Source organism: Flavobacterium aeripolare (assembly GCF_013294025.1).
GTDB lineage: Bacteria > Bacteroidota > Bacteroidia > Flavobacteriales > Flavobacteriaceae > Flavobacterium.
The window spans coordinates 1-22,323 of sequence record NZ_JABSNL010000008.1; the positions used below are offsets into that span (position 1 = coordinate 1).

Sequence of the window (22,323 nt, forward strand, 5' to 3'; positions counted from 1 at the left end):
AACTTCTCTTCTAAACTCCATTTCTTGTATTTCATATCTCAAATGTACTATTTGAAATTTAGAATATCACTCTGAACTTATAAGGGGCTAAAATAGAAAGCAACTCAGTCATACACAAACATTGGAAATTTTTAAAAATGTTTTTAGGCACATATCTTGGGAAAGTTGAAAGCCCTTATACTTACATTAAGAATACATATGTTTTGAGAAATGTTCTTGTTCATCAAGATTCAGTGGCTAGGAAAGAACAATTCAATAAAATTAATGGACTAAAAAACATCGAACTTTTCAATTTTGACGAAAAAAGTTATTAGGTGCTACAAATTGAAGACAATTTCGTAGATGATTTGACAAATCGAATTGAAATGTTTTTCATAGAAACTTTTAAAGCTTTACAACTGAAAACAAATTCGATTGTATAAAAAACATCGCTTAAGTGCGGTTTGCATAAATGGTGAAGTATGTTGTAAATTCACATTTATCATTCGCAAGAAATTTATCTTAGCCGAAAGTAATCGGTTATGCAGTTTCATACTTTTGCAAGCCGCGATACGTTGGTGGCTATGTTTCCTCAGAAAACAGAAAAATATGAACAAATTTATAACAGTTTTACTTTTTACATTTTATTCAACTTTTGTAATTGGACAAAATGTTGCAACGAAAAAAAAAGAAATATCTAAACCATTTGAACTTGGAGAAATTATTGAACTTCAATCAGAAGTTTTAAACGAAAAACGAACTTTAAATATTTATCTGCCAGAAGGCTACAATTCAAAAGACAGTATAAAATATCCAGTTATTTATTTGCTTGACGGTTCTGCAGACGAAGATTTTATACATATTGTTGGACTTGTTCAATACAACAGTTTTGAATGGATAAACCTAGTGCCGAAATCTATTGTGGTTGGAATTGCAACGGTTGACAGACGAAGAGATTTTACATTTCCGACAACTATTGAAGCCGATAAAAAAACATTTCCTACGTCAGGACAGTCCGATAAATTTATTTCATTTTTAGAAACTGAATTACAGCCTTTCATTGAAACGAAATACAAAACAGCTCAATCTAAAACTATAATTGGACAATCATTTGGCGGACTTTTAGAAACAGAAATTCTGCTGAAAAAGCCAACACTTTTTACAAAATATATTATAATTAGTCCGAGCTTGTGGTGGGACAACGGCTCATTATTAAATCAGAATGCTGAAATATTAAACGAAACTTTTAAGCAAAAAACTGAAATTTATATTGGCGTTGGAAAAGAAGGATTAACACCGACAGAACTACCAAGAGTAATGGAAGTGGATGCCAATTTATTAGCAGACAAAATAAAAGCGACAAAAAGCAAATCTGTGAAAGTGTTATTTGACTATTTACCGCAAGAAGACCATGCGACAATTATGCATCAAGCAGTTTTAAACGCATTTAAACAATTGAATTTGACTACTAAACACGAATAAAAACCTACGAAGAATTTAAAGCATTCTTAGGATAAACAAATGCAATTTCAAAAACGACTAAAGTGAAATCACTTTAGTCGTTTTTTTTGTACTTCATTTGGGTGTGCCCCTACTTCCACTACGTTACAGTAGCGTCGGGCTGTACGCTGCAATCTCCCGCAAAAAAGCGGGAGAATTTACACTGCCATCCCTCATGTGGACACGTTTTCGTATCACAACGACTGCTGTAGGAAAATTTACTAATAAAATTCAATACAAGACTTTAAAATTTGGTTTTAAATCTTATATTTGTTTGAGAAACAGCTATATTCTATTACATAGCAGTTAACAAAAAAAGTTACACTTTGTGATGGTATTGTGTAGTTTGTGGCAAGCTTAGCCATAAAATCGGATAAAAATCAATCATTAATGCTATATAAAATGAATGTACACACTTTTATTATTCCAGAAAAAAGCGAAAAATATTTAGAAGTTTTTGAATCCGTAATTAGAAAATATGGAACAAGAATTTTAAAAACATCAACAAAAGATGGAACTATATATGAAATAGAATTTGATTCTTCAAGTTTAATGGAAAATTGCAAAACTACTATTTCACAACAAATCCCGAACTTATATTAGTGGAATTAATTGTTAGAACTTAAATAAAATGATAATTGATAGCTACATTTGGAAATATGAATTAAAAAAGGAAATTAATGAGATTGTTTTTTTCTTTGACAATGCAGATTTTAACGATGATTCTGAAATTTCACATTTACTAGATGAAAAAGCATTTATCAAATTACAAAAATTCACAATTTACACATCTATAATAATACGAAAACTTATAGAAGCTCATAAAATATCGTTTGAACTTTTAGGAGAAAATTTTTCAATTATTTCATATCAGAAGAATCCAAATGAAAAAATAACTTATTGGAATTCATTTGAAATTGAAAAAATCTACCATTTAGATACTCCAGTAAAAGTTAATATTTCAATTAAAGATTTAGTCGATAAAATTATTCATAGTTTTCATTTTATGCCTAAATATAATTGGCAGAAAATAGATGTTTTACTACCTGATGACGACATCGAAAACTGGACTAATGAAGGTTTTGAGGGATTCTACTTTTCTTCCGACAAATCAAAAAACAAAGATCTTTTATTTATTTCATTTGAAAAATATGTAGAAATATTAAAAAACATAAGCACTGATTTTATTATCAGGAAGACTTATGAAGGTGACAAAATAGTTCTTAATTCAAGAACAAAAGAAAAATAAAGCCAGCCATTAACAGCTGTTTTGAGCTAGCTAAAATTTAGTGGAATTTCCGTTTCGCGTCAAGTTTATTTTAAGTTAAAAATGAAGCAATTATGATCTTCCAACCATCTCAAAGCGACAAAATCTTGCAAAATATTTTAAAAACAAACCAACATAGATGAAAGGTGATTTAATCAGATTTAAGACAGCTCAAGATACTTGCTTCACTCAAGTATTAGCAGAAATGAAAAATGGTAAAAAAGTGAACCATTGGATGTGGTTTGTTTTTCCACAAATTTCAGGTTTAGGCAAATCTAGTATTGCAAAAAAATATGAGATTGTGAACATTGAAGAAGCCGAAAACTATTTGAAGGACGAATTACTATCAAAAAGATTAATTGAATTAACAAAGATTTTAGCTTATGATATTGATGGAAAAACAGCGGAGGAAATATTTGGGTTTCCAGACTACCTCAAATTTCATTCTTCAATGACACTTTTTTATTCCGTAGTACAATCAAATAAACAATTTGAGAATAATAGCGACTTGATTTGCTTCGAAGATACTCTTAAAAAATACTATGATGGAAAGCTAGACAAGGTTACTTTAAGAATCTTAAAGATTAATGAAAATTCAATAACCTAACGTAACAATCGAAATATTTTATCATTACTGCATAAGAAAAAAAGCAATAGGTATTTCAACACGTTGAAAGCTGCAATTTTAAGTCTTTAGTACATGAAGAAAATTATAAGCAATAACGCTAGATAATTAAAAAAGAACTCGTTTTGCAATATCAAATAAGCTAAAAACTAGATAAAGAGGACATAGTTCTAATAAATATAAACATTTTATGAATAAAATTATTCTACTTCTTGTTTTTGTATTACTTTTAAGTTGTTGCACTGTAGAGAAAAACTATACTGAAAACGGCACATTAGAATCCAAAGGAAAAATTTCGAACGGATTAAAAAATGGACAATGGAAATATTATCATGAAAATGGACAAGTACATCAATACGGTGCATTTAAAAACGGAAAACAAGACGGCGAATGGCATTTTATATATCCTAATGGTGTGCAACAAGGAATTGGGACCTTAGACGAAGGTAAAAGAATTGGAGTATGGAAATGGTACTTTGAAAATGGTCAACTACAAACCGAAAGAAGATGGAATAATGGTAAACTGATTGATATAATGAGTTGTTATGACGGTAAGGGAAATGTTTTAAATAAAGGCACACTCGTCAACGGAACTGGCACTATGCTTCTATATGATAAGGATGGAAAATTGCTGGAGAGCATCGTCTACAAAGATGGAGAAAGCATTAAATAAATTAATATGAAAGCAAAAAAAGTACAAATAATCACTGATATTCTATGGATCATTATCGGAATCTTCTCTGGAATTGCGTATTACAATCAAAAAGACTTTGTAGCTGCTGGAGTATTCTTAGCTGTGGCATTGTTTTTTATAGTCAAAATAATAATTAGATTTAGAAAACATGAAAAGAATTAAATTCGACAATTTAGCAAATAACTGGATCTTAATTAGCCTTATGGTAGTAAGTATCATATGTTTAATCTTTGGCACTTTTGAAATAATTGAATTTGCCAACCCTAAAATCAATAAGTGGCTTAGATTTATAGGATTTTTATCGCAAGCTTTATTCTTTTCGCGAATGTTCTGGTTTAGAAACTATGTGCAATGGAATAAAAAAGGCGCAATGATACGCATCAAGTCTTTCTGGGGAGAAAATATAAAATTTGACGAATTAAGTCATGCAACATTAGAGCAAAAAAATTTAAAAATCTTTAATGGCGATGCTTTGCGATACGAGTTTGATTTAAGTGATTTTGAAAGAGCAGATGCTGAGAAACTCAACAACCTTATCAATCGAAATTGTTAAATTAAAAACCGTAAGAAATTATTTTACAGCTCTTTTTCTTTTAAAAATTCAATTCCTTTTTACTATTCATAGCGCAGCGCAATTTTTTCAATTTGCGGGCTAATTCGACTCGCTTACTGGATAATGTTTCGATAATTTCATTTTAAAATTAGGATTGATTACCTTTAATAAATTCAGAAAACGTCAAAGTAGTGATAGCTTATATCGCTATTGACAGCTTTTGTTTAAATTAATCCTCTTTATTCACTTTGACTTTAGAGACTTAAAAATAATTTGTAATCATGAGCTATTTTAAAATACCAACACCTTCAAATACACTTTCAAATATACTCTCAAAAACACTTTTAACTGGCTTTTGTTTCATGATATACTCGGTAAGTTGTTTTGCTCAGGAAGGTTATCCTGAACCTGAAAAAACCACTAACCGCTTGTTCTACATCCAGCACAGTAAAAACCACAATACCTATGTGTATGACGCCAACATCAGTAATGGCGTATTAAACGCTAGCGAGCCAGTTAATGAATATGAAATTGTTTACACTGATAAAGGCCAAAAAAGACCTTTGTCAGTACTACAAAGGAGAATGGCATACGGAATCATTGTTTTGGATTCTCATCCAGACAAATATAAACTGCGTCTCGCAGCCTCTGATAAGATTTCTTTTTACTTAAAGCAAACTCCAAAACATGGTTCTAGAGTATATATCACCGTCAATAATAGAAAAATGCTTTTAGGCAAGATGTTTGTGCAACTTACAACTGGCTTTCTAGGTTTGCGCCCTAAAGCAGATTTTGTTCTACTTTACGGGAGCGATTTTACGACGGGAACAGCTGTGGTTGAAAAAATCGAAATCGATTAAATAGTATAATGTACTGTATCAATAGTCATCTCGAGTATGCGTGAGGGATAGCAGCTAGCTACCGAAGTAGCGCGTATAGCCCGACAGCAATGAAGCAAGGGGATAAATAGCTGCAAACTACGATAATCCCCTTGCTTCATTGCTGGCACGCCCAAAATTTAATTTTCTTTATCTAAAAATTATAGGCCATAAAAAAACCACTCCGAGAAGTGGTTTTAATTAAACTATTTTTGGTTTAGCGGCTTTTATTTTACTGCAATTTCTCTTGTTAACCATCCGCTACGGCCTGCTGTTGCAATGGCGTAAGGTGCGATCCAGAATAATCCGAAGGTGTATAAAACGCTATATGCATATGCCCATAATGATTCTGAAGCGCTGTATTTTTTAGCGTAAAACAATACTGGAAAACTAGATACAATTAAGATTCCTAATAGTGTTGAACTGATGAATAATAAAGGATGCATTACTATGAAATACAACATGAATAAGAAAAATGGGTAGGTCATAAGTATTGTTAAAAACTGATTTGTGAACAACAACCTCGCTCCTACTTTTGACTCTTTTCTAAAGTTGGTAAAGACAAATTTTGCCATCATTAAATTCTCACGTACATTACTTCTCCCCCATCTAATAAACATTTTGTATAGTCCTTTGTACTGCTCAGGAACGTCAGTTAAAACGATTGCATTACGTTGAAACAATACTTTTTTACCTTGTTTCAAGATCATGTTAGTCATGGCTCTATCTTCTCCAATATCTGAAGCTGCTCCCATAAATTTTTGATCAATCCATTCTGGTAAGATTTTGAATACTGCTGATGCTTTGTACGCTGCTAATGCTCCAGGTGTACATAATACACTCCCTAATTGGCTTTCGGCAGAGCGTACAAATTCAAAACTCATTACAAAACTTACATTTAGCATTTTAGGTAAAATTGCTGTTTTGTTATTTAGTACACGTACATTACCTGCTACGGCACCACAGTTTTGATCTACTATAAACGGACTTACTAAGTTTCTTAAAGTATCTGTTTTAATAATTGAGTCACTATCAATAGTTACAAAGATTTCTCCTGTTCCTAAATTGAATCCACGGTATAATGCGTGTCTCTTTCCTTTGTTTTCTGGCTGCTTGAACGTTACTACACGATCTCCTAATTCCTCTTTTGCTTTATTCATCCAGTACCAAGTATCATCTTTACTACCATCGTCAATTGCAAGAATTTGTAATTTATGAGCTGGAAAATCACTGTTTGCTATACTGTGTAATGTTTGGTAGACTAATTTACCCTCATTGTAGGCAGGAACAATTATCGTACAGGTAGGCAATAATTCGTCACTTACAGACTCAATAGGTTTATATTGAAAATATAAATAGACATTGTAAAGTAGAAACGAAATCTTGAACAATAATAATGATAATGTCAATCCAAGAAAAGCCAAACCTAAAGGCGAGTTGATTCTGCTTTGATTAAAATTATAAAAATCGGGTTGCAAAAAATAAACTAGTGCGGCGCCACTAATTAAAAGTAACATAGTTGCTGCTAAAACAATTCTGTTTGAAATTGCGCTTTTCGAAATGGTTTCTTTTGGAGTACTAGTCTCATCGGCATCGACAAAAAAAGCGTTTGTAGGTGTTATTGTTTGTGTTTTCATATTGCTATACTTAGTTTGATGTGTATCTATTTTCGATTAGATACTAAGCAAGCGGCGTTCCAAAAGTACTATCCCTTATTTATCAAGCGTTTAGCAAATAGTGCCTTTTTAAAGTTTGTATAATAATTACTCACTTGTTACTCAGTACCCATGAATACTGGGTAAATGGATACATAGCAAGCAAGATTTACATGACAATTTAAGATCGTAAAGTACCATTAGAAGAGTTTATGAAGCACTAGTTACTATAGCAGCAAGAACTAAGAAAATATTGAAGAGGGTTTCAAGAATTACTATCGTTGTGAAACGGTCACCAGTTCGAATTATTATTTGGGTTGATTTTTTTCTGTTTTCGAAAAAGCAAAATTTTGAATATTTTCGAAATAATAGTTCGAAATGATTTATGAGCTCCAAAATTGGAATATCAAAATCAAATAAAAAGGAGCTGAATTTAAATTTTTTTTGAGCGAATATTTGGCTATAACGAAGGCTTGTACTATGATTTTTATTCGAAAATCAATTTTATTCCATTTTACTATTCATAAAAAACCATTAAAAAACTAATTGATTAACAATTATTTAAAACAAAATATAGAATAAAAATTTCATTTACCCTATGCTAATTAAACGTTAACATACAGCAGTGGCACAGTTGTTGGAAATACATCAAATGTATATACGCATTAAATAAAAAAACAGAATACGACAATTTAAAATATAGAAAATATGAAAACTCTAAAACTTATCGCCGCTGGAATAATTTTACTTGGAACTACTACTGCAGCTACTGCACAAATATCGGTTAATTTGAATATTGGTACTGCACCAGTATATCATAATACCGCTCGTGTAGCCGCTAGCTACTACTACATCCCTGACATTCAATCATACTATGATGTACGTAATGAGCAATACATCTACTTAAATCGAGGAAGCTGGGTTCGATCTAGAGCCTTACCATACCAATATAGAAATTACAATGCAAACACAGGATACAAAGTGGTTTTGAACGATTACCATGGAAGCACTCCTTATAGAAACTTTAATAATGATAGAACAAAATATAAAGTTGGATATAGAGGTGCCAGTGATAAAGTTGTGATCAACCGTACTACAAATAGAACGGTAGTATATAATGATCGAAATGATAATAAACAAGATCGTTACTACGCTAAGAAATATGACAAGAAATATGATAAAAAGTATGATAAAAAATACGACAAACATGATCATAGACGTTAATTAATCATCATGTAAATAATTTAAAAAGAGTACTGCAAAGTGCTCTTTTTTTATGGGATAATGTGTTGTGCCTTTGTTGCATAAATAATCATTCATGCGAAGATTACTAGCAATTGTAAGGAAAGCATGTATGTGAATCCATCCTGAATTTAGAAGTAATCGCATTATGCAGCCTCTTATAAAAATGAATTCGTAGTAAAATTGCTTAATAAAAAATAAATAGTATTTTAGTGGCAAATCTCAACTACATAGTTTAGTCTGATTTACGTTTTTCCTTAACAACAAAAACAACATTTATGTTTACACTAGAACTGATTAAAGTAGCGTATGATAAAGTAAAAACGGGTGCTGATTTCCCTGCTTACATTCAAGAATTAATAGACATGGGAATTGAAGGTTACGACACCTATACTGCTGATAGTCGTGTGGTCTATTTTGGCGCTAATAATGAAGATGCTAGTACAGATAGAAAACACACTGATTTTCCGGTAGCAAAAACCGTAAACAAAGAGCGCTTTATTGAGTACTTAGTGATGCATCAAGGTGGACAAAGCGATTACATTACATTTTGCGAGCAAGCTGCACAATGCGGAATTGCAAAATGGCGCATAGACATAATAGGAATGACTTGTACGTACTTTGCTGCTGATGGAGAAGCTATCATTATCGAAAAGTTACCAGTGTAAACAACCATTATCGAAATATAAAGGCATAAAAAAAACGGGAAAGTTCCCGTTTTTTTTATGCTTAAATAGCAGTTTAGAATTTGAAATTCAATCCTGCTGTAAAAGTAGTTCCGTTAAATCCAAACTGGTTTACTTCCCATGGATATTTAAAACGACCTCCTAAATCAGTTACTACATCCCCTTTAGTATCGATTACATCTGGATAAACATTGAATAAGTTGTTTACCATTACATTTGCTGATATCGTGTTTGTAATTTTGTAAGCCACACCAAAATCAGTAAGAATCTTTCCTGAGAATGTTTGATCTTTTCCTGGATCTGTAGCATGCTGCCAAGTCACTTCACCAAAATAAGTATTGTTTAAGATGAATGTAGCTTTCTTGAAATCATAATTAGCTCCAAACAATACTTTTGTATTAGGTCTCGAACTTAAAATTCTAGATTGCTCCTTACGATCAAAGATATCGTATCCATTTTCTTTTAAGATTGCAGGCGTATCGATTTTACCATTAATTTTAGTATCAGCAATATTTGATGCTAAGCTTAAACCAAGTTTACCGTCTCCTATTTTTAAGTTTTTGTAGTTCAATACAATATCAACTCCTTTTGTAGTTGTGTTGATAGCATTGATAAAGAATTTCATACTAGTAATATCATTTGCAAATAAAACCGCTTCTACTGGATTAGTAGTTGTATCGTCACCATCAAAACCTACTTCACCTGAGAACAAGACACGATCATTAACCTTAATATGGTAGAAATCAAGAGATGCAGTAAAATTAGCACCAGATCTAAAAGTAATACCAGTTGAAATATTTTGAGATTTTTCAGCATGTAATTTTGGAACACCTAAACCACTCACTACTGGGTCCACATTGTTGAAAGTACCTTGATTTGAGATTTTTCCACCAGAAACTAGCGTTTGAATATTACTCAAGTAAATCTGGTGTAAAGCTGGAGCTCTAAATCCTGTACTAAACGAAGCCCTTACCGTAACATCATTAGTTAATTTGTATCTAGAATTTACTTTCCATGAGAAGTTATCCCCAAAATCAGAATAATTTTCATAACGTAATGATCCACCAATTAAGAAGGCATCAGTAACATCATAATCTAAAGTCGTGTAAACACCTACGTTATTACGATCTTTTTTTAGTGCATTTGCAGGCTGTAATCCTGGAAAAGATTGTGCCCCTCCATCAACGTAAGACTCTACTTGACCTTCTCTTGCTTCAAATTTCTCTTTTCTGATCTCAGTACCAAAGCCAAAAGTAACCTTATCAAAACTTCTAGAGAAATCAGCATTTCCTACTAATTGACTAAAAGTGTATCCACCCACGTTAAACTCAGTAGGGCTGTTTGCTCCAAGACTAGGATTTAAAGTACTTCCCACAGTATAATCCACTTTATTAGAACCTGCAGTTACACTAAAATCTGAGTTAAATCCTAAGATTGACGTTCTCAGTCCTACAGATCCTAAATTATCAAACACGTCTGTGTTAAATGTAGGTTGAAAACCAGTATAAGTAGATCCTGCATCATGTAATAAATTAAAAGGATCTGGTACCCAATAAGGTGTTCTGTTTAATGCAAAACTTGTTCCTTTTCTAATATTGATATCTCCAAACGCATATACGGTTGTATTATCAGAAAGAGGATACTCTGCATTAACTACTAATGCTCCCATTTTAGTATCTGGCTGACCAATGTTCATTCCAAGATCTGGATTGTTTTTTAGATAATCTCCCCACATTGGATCGTTTGCTTCAACTCCAAATAAACCATCTCTTCCTGGTTTTCCAGCTCTATTCGTTTTGTTTTGATCTAAGTAAGAAAGGTTGAAATTTACAAAACCTTTCTCAGCAATTTTAAATCCTGAATTTAAATCAGCACCAAAATTGAATCCATCACCTTGAGAAGTTACTCCTGACGTCAAACTAACTTCAGTAAAATTAGTTTGCTTTTTAAGAATGATATTGACTACACCCGCGATAGCATCTGAACCGTATTGTGAAGATGCTCCATCACGCAACACCTCAACTCTTTCAATAGCAGAAAATGGAATACTTTTCATATCGGTTCCTACTTCTCCTTTTCCAGGAGTATCATTGATGTAAACAAGTGCGCTTTGATTTTTTCTTTTTCCGTTTACTAATACTAACGTACGGCTAGGTCCTAATCCACGTAAATCTGCTGGATCAAAATGTGCTGTAGCGTCAGAAACGGCTTGAGTACTTGAATTGAAAGAAGGAATTTTATAAGCTAACATTTTATCAAATGTAACTTGCCCGCTTGATTTTAAATCTTCGGCATACAACTTGTCGATAGGCACAGCAGAACTCAACACGGTGCGCGTTTTTGCTCTGTTTCCTGTTACTACAACTTCATCTAAACTATTGTTAGGATCAAGCTGAAAGGAAACATTTTCACTTTCACTTGCTACTTCGATTGTTTTACTTTGATAGCCTACATACTTTGCAATTAGCGTTACTGGAAATCCTTTTACTTTAATTTCGAATTTTCCATTTGCGTCTGCTGTTACTCCTGTAGCTGTTGCTTTATTTACAACGTTAGAGTATGCCATAGGTTGCCCATTCTCATCGAGAACAGTTCCTTTAACTGATTGTGCAGTCATGCAAAAAGGCAATAGCAACAATAGTAAAGCGTAATAAAGGTGGTTAATTTGCTTCATAAATTATACTTAAGTGGTTTCATAAATTGTTTCCCAAAAGTATAATATTATGTTAATAGATTACAAAAACCGTACTTTTTTATCAAAAGTACCAGTATCAATGTTCTTTTCATAGTAGAATTAGTGAAAAACCAACAAAAGAAGACTATTACAAACAATATTTCATAGAACTCGTCTTATGGCAGCTAGCATTAAACTTCAAAGACATTATAAATATTGAGATTTCACCTACTTTTTACAGTTATCAATATTAAGAAATCATTAAATTTCTTAATAGTTGATTAAAATATATCTTAAGACGGTAATCTTACAATAACAATCTAATTTTTTAATTGTTTCTTTGGCGATAAGATAACTATCGATTTTATCAAATCGCTGACAGTTATTATTAGGAGCACTTTTTCAAAACACACTTTGTGCTTCAGTTATTAAAAATAAATTTTAAAACATGAGCATAAAAAGTAAAGTAAACAGTGTACGAAGGAAGCTAATGCAAAGCATTACTAAGAATATAGGTTCTGCTCATTTTTCTAAAGGTGGCGATATTACAAAAATCAAAGTCACTCGCATCCTTATATGTAGACCCAACCCAAGATTAGGGAATCAATTATTGATGACTCCCCTATTGCAAGAAGTTATTGCTACTTTTCCAGATTGTAAAATTGACCTATTTGTAAATGGTAATGCAGCACCTAGCATTTTTCAAGGCTATGAGAATGTCTACAAAATCATTAGATTGCCTAGAAAACCATTTAAAGAATTAATAAAATATGTAAAAGGCTGGATGGCTATCAAAGCCTACAAATATGATATTGTTATCAATGTAGTAAAAAACTCTTCATCAGGCCGTTTGTCTGCACAATTTGCTACCGCTGATTTTAAATTCTTTGGAGATGATGTTGACAATCTAGCTACTAAATATGATGATTACGATCACATTGCAAAGTACCCAGTATATAATTTTAGACATTACTTACACCTCTTAGGATTTCCAGAAAACAACAACCCTATCCCTCCATTAGATATTAAATTATCACATGCAGAATTAGCTGCTGCCAAAAACAGTTTGCAAGATATTGTCAAAAATGATAAAAAAACGATTTGCATCTTCACTTTTGCAACAGGCGACAAATGCTATAAAAATGTTTGGTGGCAACCCTTTTACGATCAGTTAAAAGTTCGTTTTCCCGATTACAATATCCTAGAGGTTTTACCTGTAGAAAATGTTTCTCAAATCAACTTTGAAGCACCTTCTTTTTACAGTAAGGACATTAGAGAAATTGCAGCCTTTATAGCTAATACAGCGTTATTTGTAGGAGCAGATAGTGGTATGATGCACCTTGCAAGCGCTTCCCTTTCAACTACCGCAGGCCTATTTTGTGTAACAAATGAAAAAATGTATGCTCCTTACGGCAATGGCAGTTTTGCTATTAATACAAACAAAACTTCAATTGAAGAAGCGGTATCCTTAATTCAGGATGCACTTTCGAAAAAGAAAAATACGCCAAACTAAATAGTATTATTAAGCTGTAATGAATAAAGTAGGGTCTTTTTTTAGGTTTGGTAAGCATTTGTTTTAGTACTTTTACGTTTCCAAAAAATACAACTATGTCTGTAGCAAAAAAAGATTATAAAAGAATTACAACAAAGTCACTGATCGAAATGAAAGCAAACGGAGAAAAAATCTCCATGCTTACAGCTTACGATTTTACAATGGCAAAAATTGTTGATACTGCTGGAATTGATGTTATCCTTGTAGGGGACTCTGCGTCTAATGTTATGGCTGGTCATGAGACTACGCTACCTATTACATTAGATCAAATGATTTATCACGCCTCATCAGTAGTACGAGCTATTGAGAGAGCACTGGTTGTTGTCGATTTACCCTTTGGTAGCTACCAGTCTGACCCTAAAGAAGCTTTGCGATCTGCTATTCGTATTATGAAAGAAAGTGGTGGTCACGCCGTAAAATTAGAAGGCGGAAAAGAAATTAAAGAATCGATTAAAAAAATATTGAACGCCGGGATTCCCGTTATGGGACACTTGGGTTTGACGCCACAGTCAATCTATAAATTTGGTACCTATACCGTACGTGCTAAAGAAGATGAAGAAGCTGACAAATTAATTGAAGACGCTAAACTACTAGAGCGCTTGGGTTGTTTTGCCTTAGTTCTCGAAAAAATACCTGCTCACCTTGCTGAAAAAGTAGCTAAGAGTATCGCTATTCCTGTTATAGGAATTGGTGCTGGTGGTGGTGTAGATGGTCAAGTTCTTGTTATTCATGATATGTTAGGAATGAACAACGAGTTTAGTCCACGTTTCTTGCGTCGCTATATGGATTTATATGAAGGCATGACTAAAGCAATTGGTCAATATGTTGCCGATGTGAAATCAAGTGACTTCCCTAACGAGAAAGAACAATATTAATACTACCCTTACATTCCCTTAAATGATCTAGTGCAGTTTATTGTACAAAGGGATTGTTTAAGGGAATTTTTATTTGATCTAATCTAAATTTACTGTTTTGAAAATAATTTCGACAAAAGACAATCTTGACGTTTTGCACGAGGATAACCACATAATTGTAATCAATAAACGTGTAGGAGACATTGTACAAGGCGATAAGACAGGAGATAAACCGCTATCTGATGTTGTAAAAGAGTACATTAAGGTAAAATACAACAAGCCGGGCGAGGTCTTCCTTGGTGTAATCCACCGTTTAGACAGGCCTACCTCAGGTATTGTGGCTTTTGCCAAAACAACAAAGGCGCTTACGCGAATGAACGAGTTGTTTAAGAACAGAGAAACTAAAAAAACGTATTGGGCGGTAGTAAAAAATAAACCACCAAAGACTACAGACACTTTAGTACATTTCCTCAAGAGAAACGAAAAGAACAATAGTTCAAAAGCGCACATAAAGGAAGTTCCTGATAGTAAACAAGCGAGCTTAGATTATACTATATTCAAAGAATTGAACAATTACTTTGCTTTAGAAATAAATTTACATACCGGCCGCCACCATCAAATACGCGCGCAACTAGCAGCAATTGGGTCTCCTATAAAAGGAGATTTAAAATATGGCTTTGATCGTAGCAACTCAGATGGAGGAATTCATTTGCATGCAAGACAATTAGTTTTTACGCATCCCGTTAGTAAAATAGAATTGCGCATTATAGCTCCAGTTCCTAATGAAGTGATCTGGAATGCTGTGAAATAATCTGGTAGCCACGCTACCACAAAAAATGACACCATGGATTTTAAAACAAATATAGCTTACCGAAAAGAAATGCTTATCAAGTTACTCAACAACGTGCTGTCGCATGAAAATGAGATTATTGATGCCTTATACCAAGATTTTAAAAAGCCGGCATTTGAAGCGGTTCTTACAGAAACAAGCTACGTAGTCTCAGAGTTGAAAGACACGATTAAAAACATAAAAAAATGGTCTAAACCTAAGGCTGTTTTACCTTCGATACTTAATTTTCCATCTAGGGATTTTATCTACAAAGAACCATACGGAAAAGTATTAATCATCGCGCCATGGAATTACCCGTATCAGTTGGCTATGTGTCCGCTAATTTCAGCTATTGCAGCAGGAAATCAAGTAGTTCTAAAACCTTCAGAGCTCACTCCTAAGACTTCTGAAGTTTTAGCCAAGATCATCGCATTAACTTTTAGACCAGAACATGTAGCGGTAGTTCAAGGAGGAGTCGAAGTATCTAAAGATTTATTAGAACAGCGCTGGGACTATATCTTTTTTACTGGTAGTGTTCCCGTAGGTAAAATAGTTGCAGCAGCAGCGGCAGTGCATTTAACACCTGTAACCTTAGAACTTGGAGGTAAAAATCCTTGTATTGTAGATGAGACAGCAAACTTAAAATTATCTGCTAAAAGAATCGTTTGGGGTAAATTTATAAATGCGGGGCAAACCTGTATTGCACCTGATTATATCTTAGTTCAAAAAGATATGAAGGAACAATTTATCAAACATTTAAAGGAAGAGATTACGCTGGCTTACGGCTTAACGCCAAAGAGCTCTCCTGATTACTCTCGTATAATAAACCTAAAAAACTGGAGCAGATTAACCGAACTGATTGAAGCAGATAAAGTCATTTTTGGTGGGCAAACTGACCAATCAGATTGCTACATCGCCCCTACATTAATCGCTGAAAGCAATTTAGACAGTTTGGTTATGAAAGATGAAATCTTTGGACCATTACTACCTATTTTAACCTACGCAAGTGATGCCGATTTACATACTATTATCTCCCGTTATGAAAAGCCGTTGTCGATGTATGTATTTACAGAGAACAAAACTTTTGCCACTAAAATGATTACTAATTACTCTTTTGGTGGTGGTTGTATCAACGATACGGTAGTGCATTTCTCTAATAAAAGATTGCCTTTTGGCGGTGTAGGTCACAGTGGTATTGGTGCTTACCATGGTAGCCTGAGCTTTGATGTTTTCTCTCATAGTAAGGGAATCGTTAAAAAAGCAAATTGGCTGGATCTGTCTATGCGCTATGCTCCATACAGTGATAAATTAAAAACAATTAGAAAACTTTTAAAATGGCTGTAACATTTTTGTAATTCAGCTATCTAATAAAAGACTAACCAACTTAAAAAAACAATTAAACCTTACATTGATGAACAAAATTGCGCAAAGAATTGAAAAAATAAAACGAGAAGGCTATACTCTAGACTTTGGAGAAGTTTTTAATAGTGCTTTAGAAAATTATAAAAAAATAGCCGTATTTGCAGGCTCAGTATTATTACTTTTTACGTTTCTACTTTTAATAATTGCCGGGTTTGGAATGGTTAAAGGAATTGGAATCGAAGAATTAAATAGCATGAAGGAAAATGATTTTGCCGTATTTCAAGATCCAAACAACATCTATTTTAGATATTTGCAAATTGCCTCTGTAATCTTAGCAGTCTTAATTGCTCCCTTCTTAGCGGCTTTTTTAAAAATGGCGCAATATGCATCTCGAGACGAAGAGTTTAAAACAGCACAAATGTTTAGCTTTTACAAATGGCCTTATATTAAAGAAATTGTTTTAGCAACTCTTGTACTCACCCTTTTAGATTTAGCAGTATCTACGGCAGCTGTAGCAGCCGGTGCAAGCTTTGTGGGTACCATTTTTAAAATTGCGTTGGCCCTTTTTACAATGCTTACGATACCCTTAATCGTTTTTCAAGAATTCAGTGCCTTTGAAGCTATTAAGACAAGTATTACTGTGGTTTTAAAAAACCCCCTTGTAATCTTCGCATTATTAATCGTTGGATTTATAGGCTCAATAGTAGGTCTTGTGGGCTGTATAATTGGTGTGTTTTTTACATATCCAATTATGTATTCGATATCTTACTCTTTATATGAAACAATTTTCGAAAAAGAATAAGCAATCGATTACTGCTATTTATTACTAAATACCTTAAAACTGCAATTAGAAATTAATGTCTAATTGCAGTTTTATTGTTAATATTTACTAACTTGTAAACGATTGATAAGTAATAATTTAAAACAATAAAACTATTATCTCTCTCTTTTTTATTTATAGTAAGCACGAGTAACTATGTCTTAAGGATGATAACAAAATATACTAGCTTTTATCAAAAATTAATCAATGACAGTATCATTGATCAAAATATCATTTGGATCATAATCCCAATGTCTCTTTTTTTAATATTTTTATTTTTCTTTCACTTCTACAAAATTAAAAAAAAGCTCGTTATCCCATTTGCAGATGTTTCTGCTAATGAATATTATAAAAATAAGGAATACCAAACGTATATTTTATTCTTCGGAATATTAACACCTGTAATCGAAATCAATTATGAATTGTTTGCTGTTCGTCCTAAAGGCTTGCTGCTAATCAATTTAATAATAGGTCTTTTTTTACTACTGCTTTATTCTATCAGCAAGAAATCTACTGTTATTTTTAATAATATTCGCCAAATTTTCAGCAGTCTTTACCTTGCGTATTTTTTCTTAGTGTGTGTAAATTTAGTTACTCTAGTTAATGACATCATTCCATTAATTGCCTTTTGCGTTCTGTTTTTATTCTCTTATGCTGTCATTAAACCTATTAAAGTTTATTGGGGGCTGAATGTTTTTGTTCTTCTATTTCTGATTGTTGGCTTCTTCTTTGAACTATTATCTGTTGCAAAAATTGTTATCCTGTTCAATTATTCGATATTAATTTTTGTGATGAACTACATACGTCATATAAGCCAATTAAATATTCAAGATAAATTTAAGTTTGCTAACGAGATTGTAAACAACGGAAATTCATTAATAATCGCTGCCAATAAAAAAGGGGAAATTAAATTTTGTAGTGATACTATCACCGCTATCTTGGGCTATACAAGTCTTGAAGTAATGGGTTTGGGCTTTTGGAAATTAACCGAAGATCCAGAATTTATTGGTGAAGAGTTCCATGAAGAGGATATTAAAGCAAGAGTTTTTACTCGAAAATTAAAATGTAAAGACGGTACGTACAAGTACATTCAATGGAACGACAAGAAATACTCAGATGATTTAGTCATTGGTATTGGGCAAGACGTTACAAACCAAATCAATACTGAAAAATCCTATCAGAATCTAGTTGAATCTGCAAACGACATTATTTTTGAATTAGATTTCAAAGGGAACTATATTTTCTTGAATCAAAACTCTGAGAACATTACCGGCTATTCCATAGCAGAATTATCAAATTCTAATTTTAAAGAATTGATCAGACCCGATTACCTGCAAAATGTACTTGATTTCTACTCAAAAGCAACTACTGATTTGACCAATTTTAAGGTAATTGAATTTCCAATAACCAAAAAAAGTGGAGAAGAGATTTGGCTGTCACAAAAAATAGCAATCAATAGGGATAAAACAAACCGCATCAATGGGTACTACGGTATTTCTCGTGACATTACATTGTTACGAAACAGTCAAATAGAAAATGTACAGCGTGCTGAGAAAAACCAAATGTACAATGAAGCTCTAAATAGTTTTACAGCGCTAAGTCATTTAAAAAATGAATCTACAAGTGAAACCATAGCTAAAATACTATCGACTGTTACAAAAATCACTGGTGCTTCCCGAGCAAGCTATTGGACCTATTCGCCAGAAGAAATTAATTGTGAGCACTTTTTCGACGCTGGGACAAAAAAATTTAGAACTAGAGACAAACTCTTAAAAATTGATTATCCTAAATATTTTGCAGCTCTTGCTACGCGGTCCCAAATCGTAGTTTCAGATGTGTCTAAAAGTGATACACTTGACGAACTACAACTCAGCTACTTTCCGTCGCAAAATATTTGCTCGTTACTAGACACACCTATTATAATAGAAGGTAAGCTACAAGGTGTGCTTTGTTTTGAAGTGACCTCTAAAATTAAATATTGGGACGCTGAGGACATTAATTTTGCACGATCGATTTCTGACATTTTAACGATAGCCTTTGAATCTCAAAGTCGCTCAAAGGCAGAAATTAAACTAAACTATAAAAGTGAGCTTCTTGCAGCGATGACCTTGTGTACAGAGAAGTTCCTAAATAGTAAGGATATCGATTCTATATTTGCAGACGTGCTTATTATTATGGGGAAAGCAACCAAGTCACACCGCTGCTATTACTATGAAAATAATGCAACTTTTAAAACAGTAAGTCAAAAGTACCGGTGGTTCAGTAATGAGGATCAGCTTAGCGATAATAATCCTGCGCTACAAAATTTACCCTATGAGTATCTAGAGGAGTTACTTATTCCTATACTAGATAACAAAATATATGACGAACGTGTCTCTAATATTGAGAATGAAAGTTTACGTACAAAGCTTAAAGATGTTGAGGTAATCTCACTAATCCTTTTTCCTATTTTTATTAAAAATGAATTCCACGGTTTCCTTGGTTTTGATGATACAGATCATGAGCGCATTTGGTCTGAAGACGAGGTCAATATATTACAAACTTTGGCACGTAATATTGCAACAAGTATCAATCGTATTGCCAGTGAAACTGCAATCTATGAAAGCGAAGAGAAATTTAGATTACTGGCTAATAATATTCCTGGAACTATCTATCTATCTCAAAATGATGATAATTTCACAAAAATATACCTCAATGATGAGATAGAAAAATTGACAGCCTATAACAAATCTGATTTTTTAGACAAGCGCTTGAATTACATAGATATAATACATCCAGATGACTTAGAGTTTGTTATCAAAGAATCTGCAGAACAATTAAAAAATTCAGAACCTTTTCATTTTACGTATCGAATAATAAAAAAAACAGGCGAGATTGTATGGGTAGAGGAATTTGGTGATGCCGTTATGAAAAATGGAAAAATCACCTATATAGAAGGGATTATGCTGGATATTACCGAAAGAAAGCAAAGTGAATCTGCCGTAAAAGCTAAAGAACTAGCTGAAGCTGCTAATAAAGCTAAATCAGAATTCCTTGCTAATATGAGTCACGAAATACGCACGCCATTGAACGGTATAATAGGATTCACAGATTTACTAATGAAAACGCAGCTTAATAAAACGCAGCAAAAACACATGATAACTGTAAACCAGTCTGCACACTCATTATTAGGTATTGTAAATGATATACTGGATTTTTCAAAAATTGAAGCAGGAAAACTAGAGTTACTTATTGAAAAACACAATCTTAAAGAATTATTGGACCAAATCATGGACCTTATTTTTTATGAGTCAAGCCAAAAAAATATTTCCTTAAAATTGACCTTAGCTCCAGAAATTAATAGATTTTTCTATTTAGATAGTATTCGATTGAAACAAATCCTTATTAACCTACTAGCTAATGCAGTCAAATTTACAAGTAAAGGGTCTATAGAGTTGAAAGTTACGTTAATTGAAAAAATCAGTAACCAACATAATATTATACGTTTTGCTGTAATTGATTCCGGTATTGGGATATTGAAAGAAAACAAGAATAAAATTTTTAAAGCTTTTTCTCAAGAAGATAGTTCGACAACTAAAAAATTTGGTGGTACCGGTTTAGGACTTACCATATCTAATAAGTTGTTAGGATTAATGGATAGCAAGTTGGAACTAGAAAGCACCTTAGGTGTGGGAAGTACTTTTTCTTTCGATCTAAATTTAAAAACCTCAACTGAAAAAACTATTGCTAATAAGAATAAAAAGATAGATGTACCCTCGCCAGTTGATGTATTATTTGAAGATAAAGAATACTTGAAAAATCTTAATGTTATGTTGGTTGAAGACAATAAAATCAACATGCTTTTACTTAAAACGATTATTAAAAATATCTTACCTGATGCTATTATTCACGAGTTGTCTAATGGACTAGATGCAGTTTCTCAGTTTGAAAGTTTGCTACCAGATATTATATTTATGGACATACAAATGCCTGTTCTAAACGGATTTCAAGCTACTAAACAAATTAGAAAATTAGCAAACGGAAAGAGTGTACCAATCATAGCAATTACAGCTAGCGCAGAGTTAGAGATTAAACAGCAGTGCAAGGCTGCCGGTATGAATGACTTTGTATCTAAGCCTATATTGAAAAAAATTGTCGAAGAAACTATTGTAAAATGGGTTCCTGCAGATTAATTATTTTGTGATAAAGGCATTGATTAAGTAAAAAATAATATAAATTCGTTTTTTTATAAATTTTAAAACAATAAAACTCAATCATATGAAATGGAGAGGAACGCGCAAGAGTGGTAATCTAGATGATCGAAGAGGAATGTCATCAGGCGGAAAAACAGTAGTAGGGGGAGGAATAATAGGAATTGTAATCCTGCTATTAAATGCTTTTGGCGGTGAGAATGGTCAAATGATTACACCTATCTTAGAGCAAATGAATCAAGGACAAAGTGCTCCTACTGAACAACGAGATTTAACTGCAAAGGAAATAGAAGAAGGACAAAAAATTGATGCACTTATATCAAATAATGAAGATGTTTGGATAAAAATATTTCAAGAAAACGGAATGACTTATAAAGAGCCTACCGTAGTTTTATTTACTGATGCTGTCAATACTGAATGTGGAAGTGCAACTGCAGCTTCAGGACCATTTTACTGCCCTGCAGACCAACAAGTTTATATGGATTTAAGTTTTTTTACAGAACTTAAAAGTCGTTTTGGTGCCGAAGGAGGAGATTTTGCTACTGCTTATGTACTCGCACATGAAATAGGACACCATGTTCAAACGTTACTAGGAACTTCTGCTAAAATGCGCCAAATGCAGCAAGGTAAATCAAAGGCAGAAGCTAATAAACTGTCTGTAGCTTTAGAGTTACAAGCTGATTTTTATGCAGGTCTATGGACGCATTACAATCAAAAAATGACTAATTTTCTTGAAGAGGGAGATATAGATCAAGCGCTAAGTGCCGCACATGCTGTAGGAGATGACGCTATACAAAGTAAAATGCAAGGACATATCGTTCCTGAGTCTTTCACGCATGGAACTTCTGCACAAAGAAAATATTGGTTCCTGAAAGGGTACAAATCTGGAGATATAAAACAAGGAGATACCTTTGCCGAAATAAGATAATTTAAATGCAAGCTTGAGATTTTTCTCAAGCTTTT

The 22,323-nt window shown here is 33.0% G+C and carries 19 protein-coding genes; 17 read left to right on the forward strand and 2 right to left on the reverse strand.

Annotated elements, in window-relative coordinates; translation table 11 throughout:
- The first annotated feature begins 588 nt into the window (after nt 1-588).
- From HNQ00_RS10030 to HNQ00_RS10065, 8 genes are all read left to right on the forward strand, one after another.
- Nucleotides 589-1,461, forward strand: coding sequence for an alpha/beta hydrolase (locus tag HNQ00_RS10030; RefSeq protein ID WP_173838271.1), 873 nt, complete (start codon nt 589-591; stop codon nt 1,459-1,461).
- Between the two features lie 420 nt (nt 1,462-1,881).
- Nucleotides 1,882-2,082 carry a hypothetical protein gene (locus HNQ00_RS10035; RefSeq protein ID WP_173838273.1) on the forward strand — a complete coding sequence of 67 codons (201 nt, stop codon included), beginning with the start codon at nt 1,882-1,884 and terminating at the stop codon, nt 2,080-2,082.
- Nucleotides 2,083-2,110: 28 nt separating this feature from the next.
- Complete coding sequence (locus tag HNQ00_RS10040) at nt 2,111-2,728, forward strand: hypothetical protein (protein WP_173838275.1); 618 nt, start codon at nt 2,111-2,113, stop codon at nt 2,726-2,728.
- 157 nt (nt 2,729-2,885) lie between these two features.
- The gene (locus HNQ00_RS10045) at nt 2,886-3,353 is read left to right on the forward strand and encodes a DUF1810 domain-containing protein (protein WP_173838277.1); all 468 of its coding nucleotides are present in this window, start codon (nt 2,886-2,888) and stop codon (nt 3,351-3,353) included.
- Between the two features lie 208 nt (nt 3,354-3,561).
- Nucleotides 3,562-4,044, forward strand: coding sequence for a toxin-antitoxin system YwqK family antitoxin (locus HNQ00_RS10050; RefSeq protein WP_173838279.1), 483 nt, complete (start codon nt 3,562-3,564; stop codon nt 4,042-4,044).
- Nucleotides 4,045-4,050: 6 nt separating this feature from the next.
- Complete coding sequence (locus tag HNQ00_RS10055; protein ID WP_173838281.1) at nt 4,051-4,227, forward strand: hypothetical protein; 177 nt, start codon at nt 4,051-4,053, stop codon at nt 4,225-4,227.
- Nucleotides 4,214-4,618: a hypothetical protein gene (locus tag HNQ00_RS10060; RefSeq protein WP_173838283.1), complete on the forward strand. Its 405-nt coding sequence runs from the start codon at nt 4,214-4,216 to the stop codon at nt 4,616-4,618. Before HNQ00_RS10055 ends, HNQ00_RS10060 begins: the two co-directional genes overlap by 14 nt.
- 281 nt (nt 4,619-4,899) lie before the next feature.
- Nucleotides 4,900-5,478 (forward strand): DUF4833 domain-containing protein, encoded by a 579-nt coding sequence (locus HNQ00_RS10065; RefSeq protein WP_254598487.1) that lies wholly within the window; start codon nt 4,900-4,902, stop codon nt 5,476-5,478.
- A gap of 245 nt (nt 5,479-5,723) precedes the next feature.
- Here HNQ00_RS10065 and HNQ00_RS10070 read toward each other — a convergent pair whose 3' ends face one another.
- The gene (locus HNQ00_RS10070; protein WP_173838285.1) at nt 5,724-7,133 is read right to left on the reverse strand and encodes a glycosyltransferase family 2 protein; all 1,410 of its coding nucleotides are present in this window, start codon (nt 7,131-7,133) and stop codon (nt 5,724-5,726) included.
- A gap of 726 nt (nt 7,134-7,859) precedes the next feature.
- Here HNQ00_RS10070 and HNQ00_RS10075 point away from each other — a divergent pair.
- The gene (locus tag HNQ00_RS10075; protein WP_173838286.1) at nt 7,860-8,375 is read left to right on the forward strand and encodes a hypothetical protein; all 516 of its coding nucleotides are present in this window, start codon (nt 7,860-7,862) and stop codon (nt 8,373-8,375) included.
- A 296-nt stretch (nt 8,376-8,671) separates the two neighbouring features.
- The gene (locus tag HNQ00_RS10080) at nt 8,672-9,061 is read left to right on the forward strand and encodes a DUF1398 domain-containing protein (RefSeq protein ID WP_173838288.1); all 390 of its coding nucleotides are present in this window, start codon (nt 8,672-8,674) and stop codon (nt 9,059-9,061) included.
- Nucleotides 9,062-9,134: 73 nt separating this feature from the next.
- Here HNQ00_RS10080 and HNQ00_RS10085 read toward each other — a convergent pair whose 3' ends face one another.
- Nucleotides 9,135-11,753, reverse strand: a complete 2,619-nt coding sequence (locus HNQ00_RS10085; RefSeq protein WP_173838290.1) for a TonB-dependent receptor — start codon at nt 11,751-11,753, stop codon at nt 9,135-9,137.
- Between the two features lie 448 nt (nt 11,754-12,201).
- Between HNQ00_RS10085 and HNQ00_RS10090 the strand changes: the two genes are divergently transcribed.
- From HNQ00_RS10090 to ypfJ, 7 genes are all read left to right on the forward strand, one after another.
- Nucleotides 12,202-13,266, forward strand: a complete 1,065-nt coding sequence (locus HNQ00_RS10090) for a glycosyltransferase family 9 protein (protein ID WP_173838292.1) — start codon at nt 12,202-12,204, stop codon at nt 13,264-13,266.
- 95 nt (nt 13,267-13,361) lie between these two features.
- Nucleotides 13,362-14,180, forward strand: coding sequence for a 3-methyl-2-oxobutanoate hydroxymethyltransferase (panB, locus tag HNQ00_RS10095; RefSeq protein WP_173838294.1), 819 nt, complete (start codon nt 13,362-13,364; stop codon nt 14,178-14,180).
- Nucleotides 14,181-14,277: 97 nt separating this feature from the next.
- Nucleotides 14,278-14,970 (forward strand): RluA family pseudouridine synthase, encoded by a 693-nt coding sequence (locus tag HNQ00_RS10100; protein ID WP_173838296.1) that lies wholly within the window; start codon nt 14,278-14,280, stop codon nt 14,968-14,970.
- 33 nt (nt 14,971-15,003) lie between these two features.
- Nucleotides 15,004-16,332 carry an aldehyde dehydrogenase gene (locus tag HNQ00_RS10105; RefSeq protein WP_173838298.1) on the forward strand — a complete coding sequence of 443 codons (1,329 nt, stop codon included), beginning with the start codon at nt 15,004-15,006 and terminating at the stop codon, nt 16,330-16,332.
- Between the two features lie 67 nt (nt 16,333-16,399).
- The gene (locus HNQ00_RS10110; protein ID WP_173838300.1) at nt 16,400-17,152 is read left to right on the forward strand and encodes a DUF2189 domain-containing protein; all 753 of its coding nucleotides are present in this window, start codon (nt 16,400-16,402) and stop codon (nt 17,150-17,152) included.
- A 185-nt stretch (nt 17,153-17,337) separates the two neighbouring features.
- Entirely contained in the window at nt 17,338-21,342 is a 4,005-nt protein-coding gene (locus tag HNQ00_RS10115) for a PAS domain S-box protein (RefSeq protein ID WP_173838302.1), read from the forward strand.
- An 85-nt stretch (nt 21,343-21,427) separates the two neighbouring features.
- Nucleotides 21,428-22,288 (forward strand): KPN_02809 family neutral zinc metallopeptidase, encoded by an 861-nt coding sequence (gene ypfJ / locus HNQ00_RS10120; RefSeq protein WP_173838304.1) that lies wholly within the window; start codon nt 21,428-21,430, stop codon nt 22,286-22,288.
- The last annotated feature ends 35 nt before the right edge of the window (nt 22,289-22,323 follow it).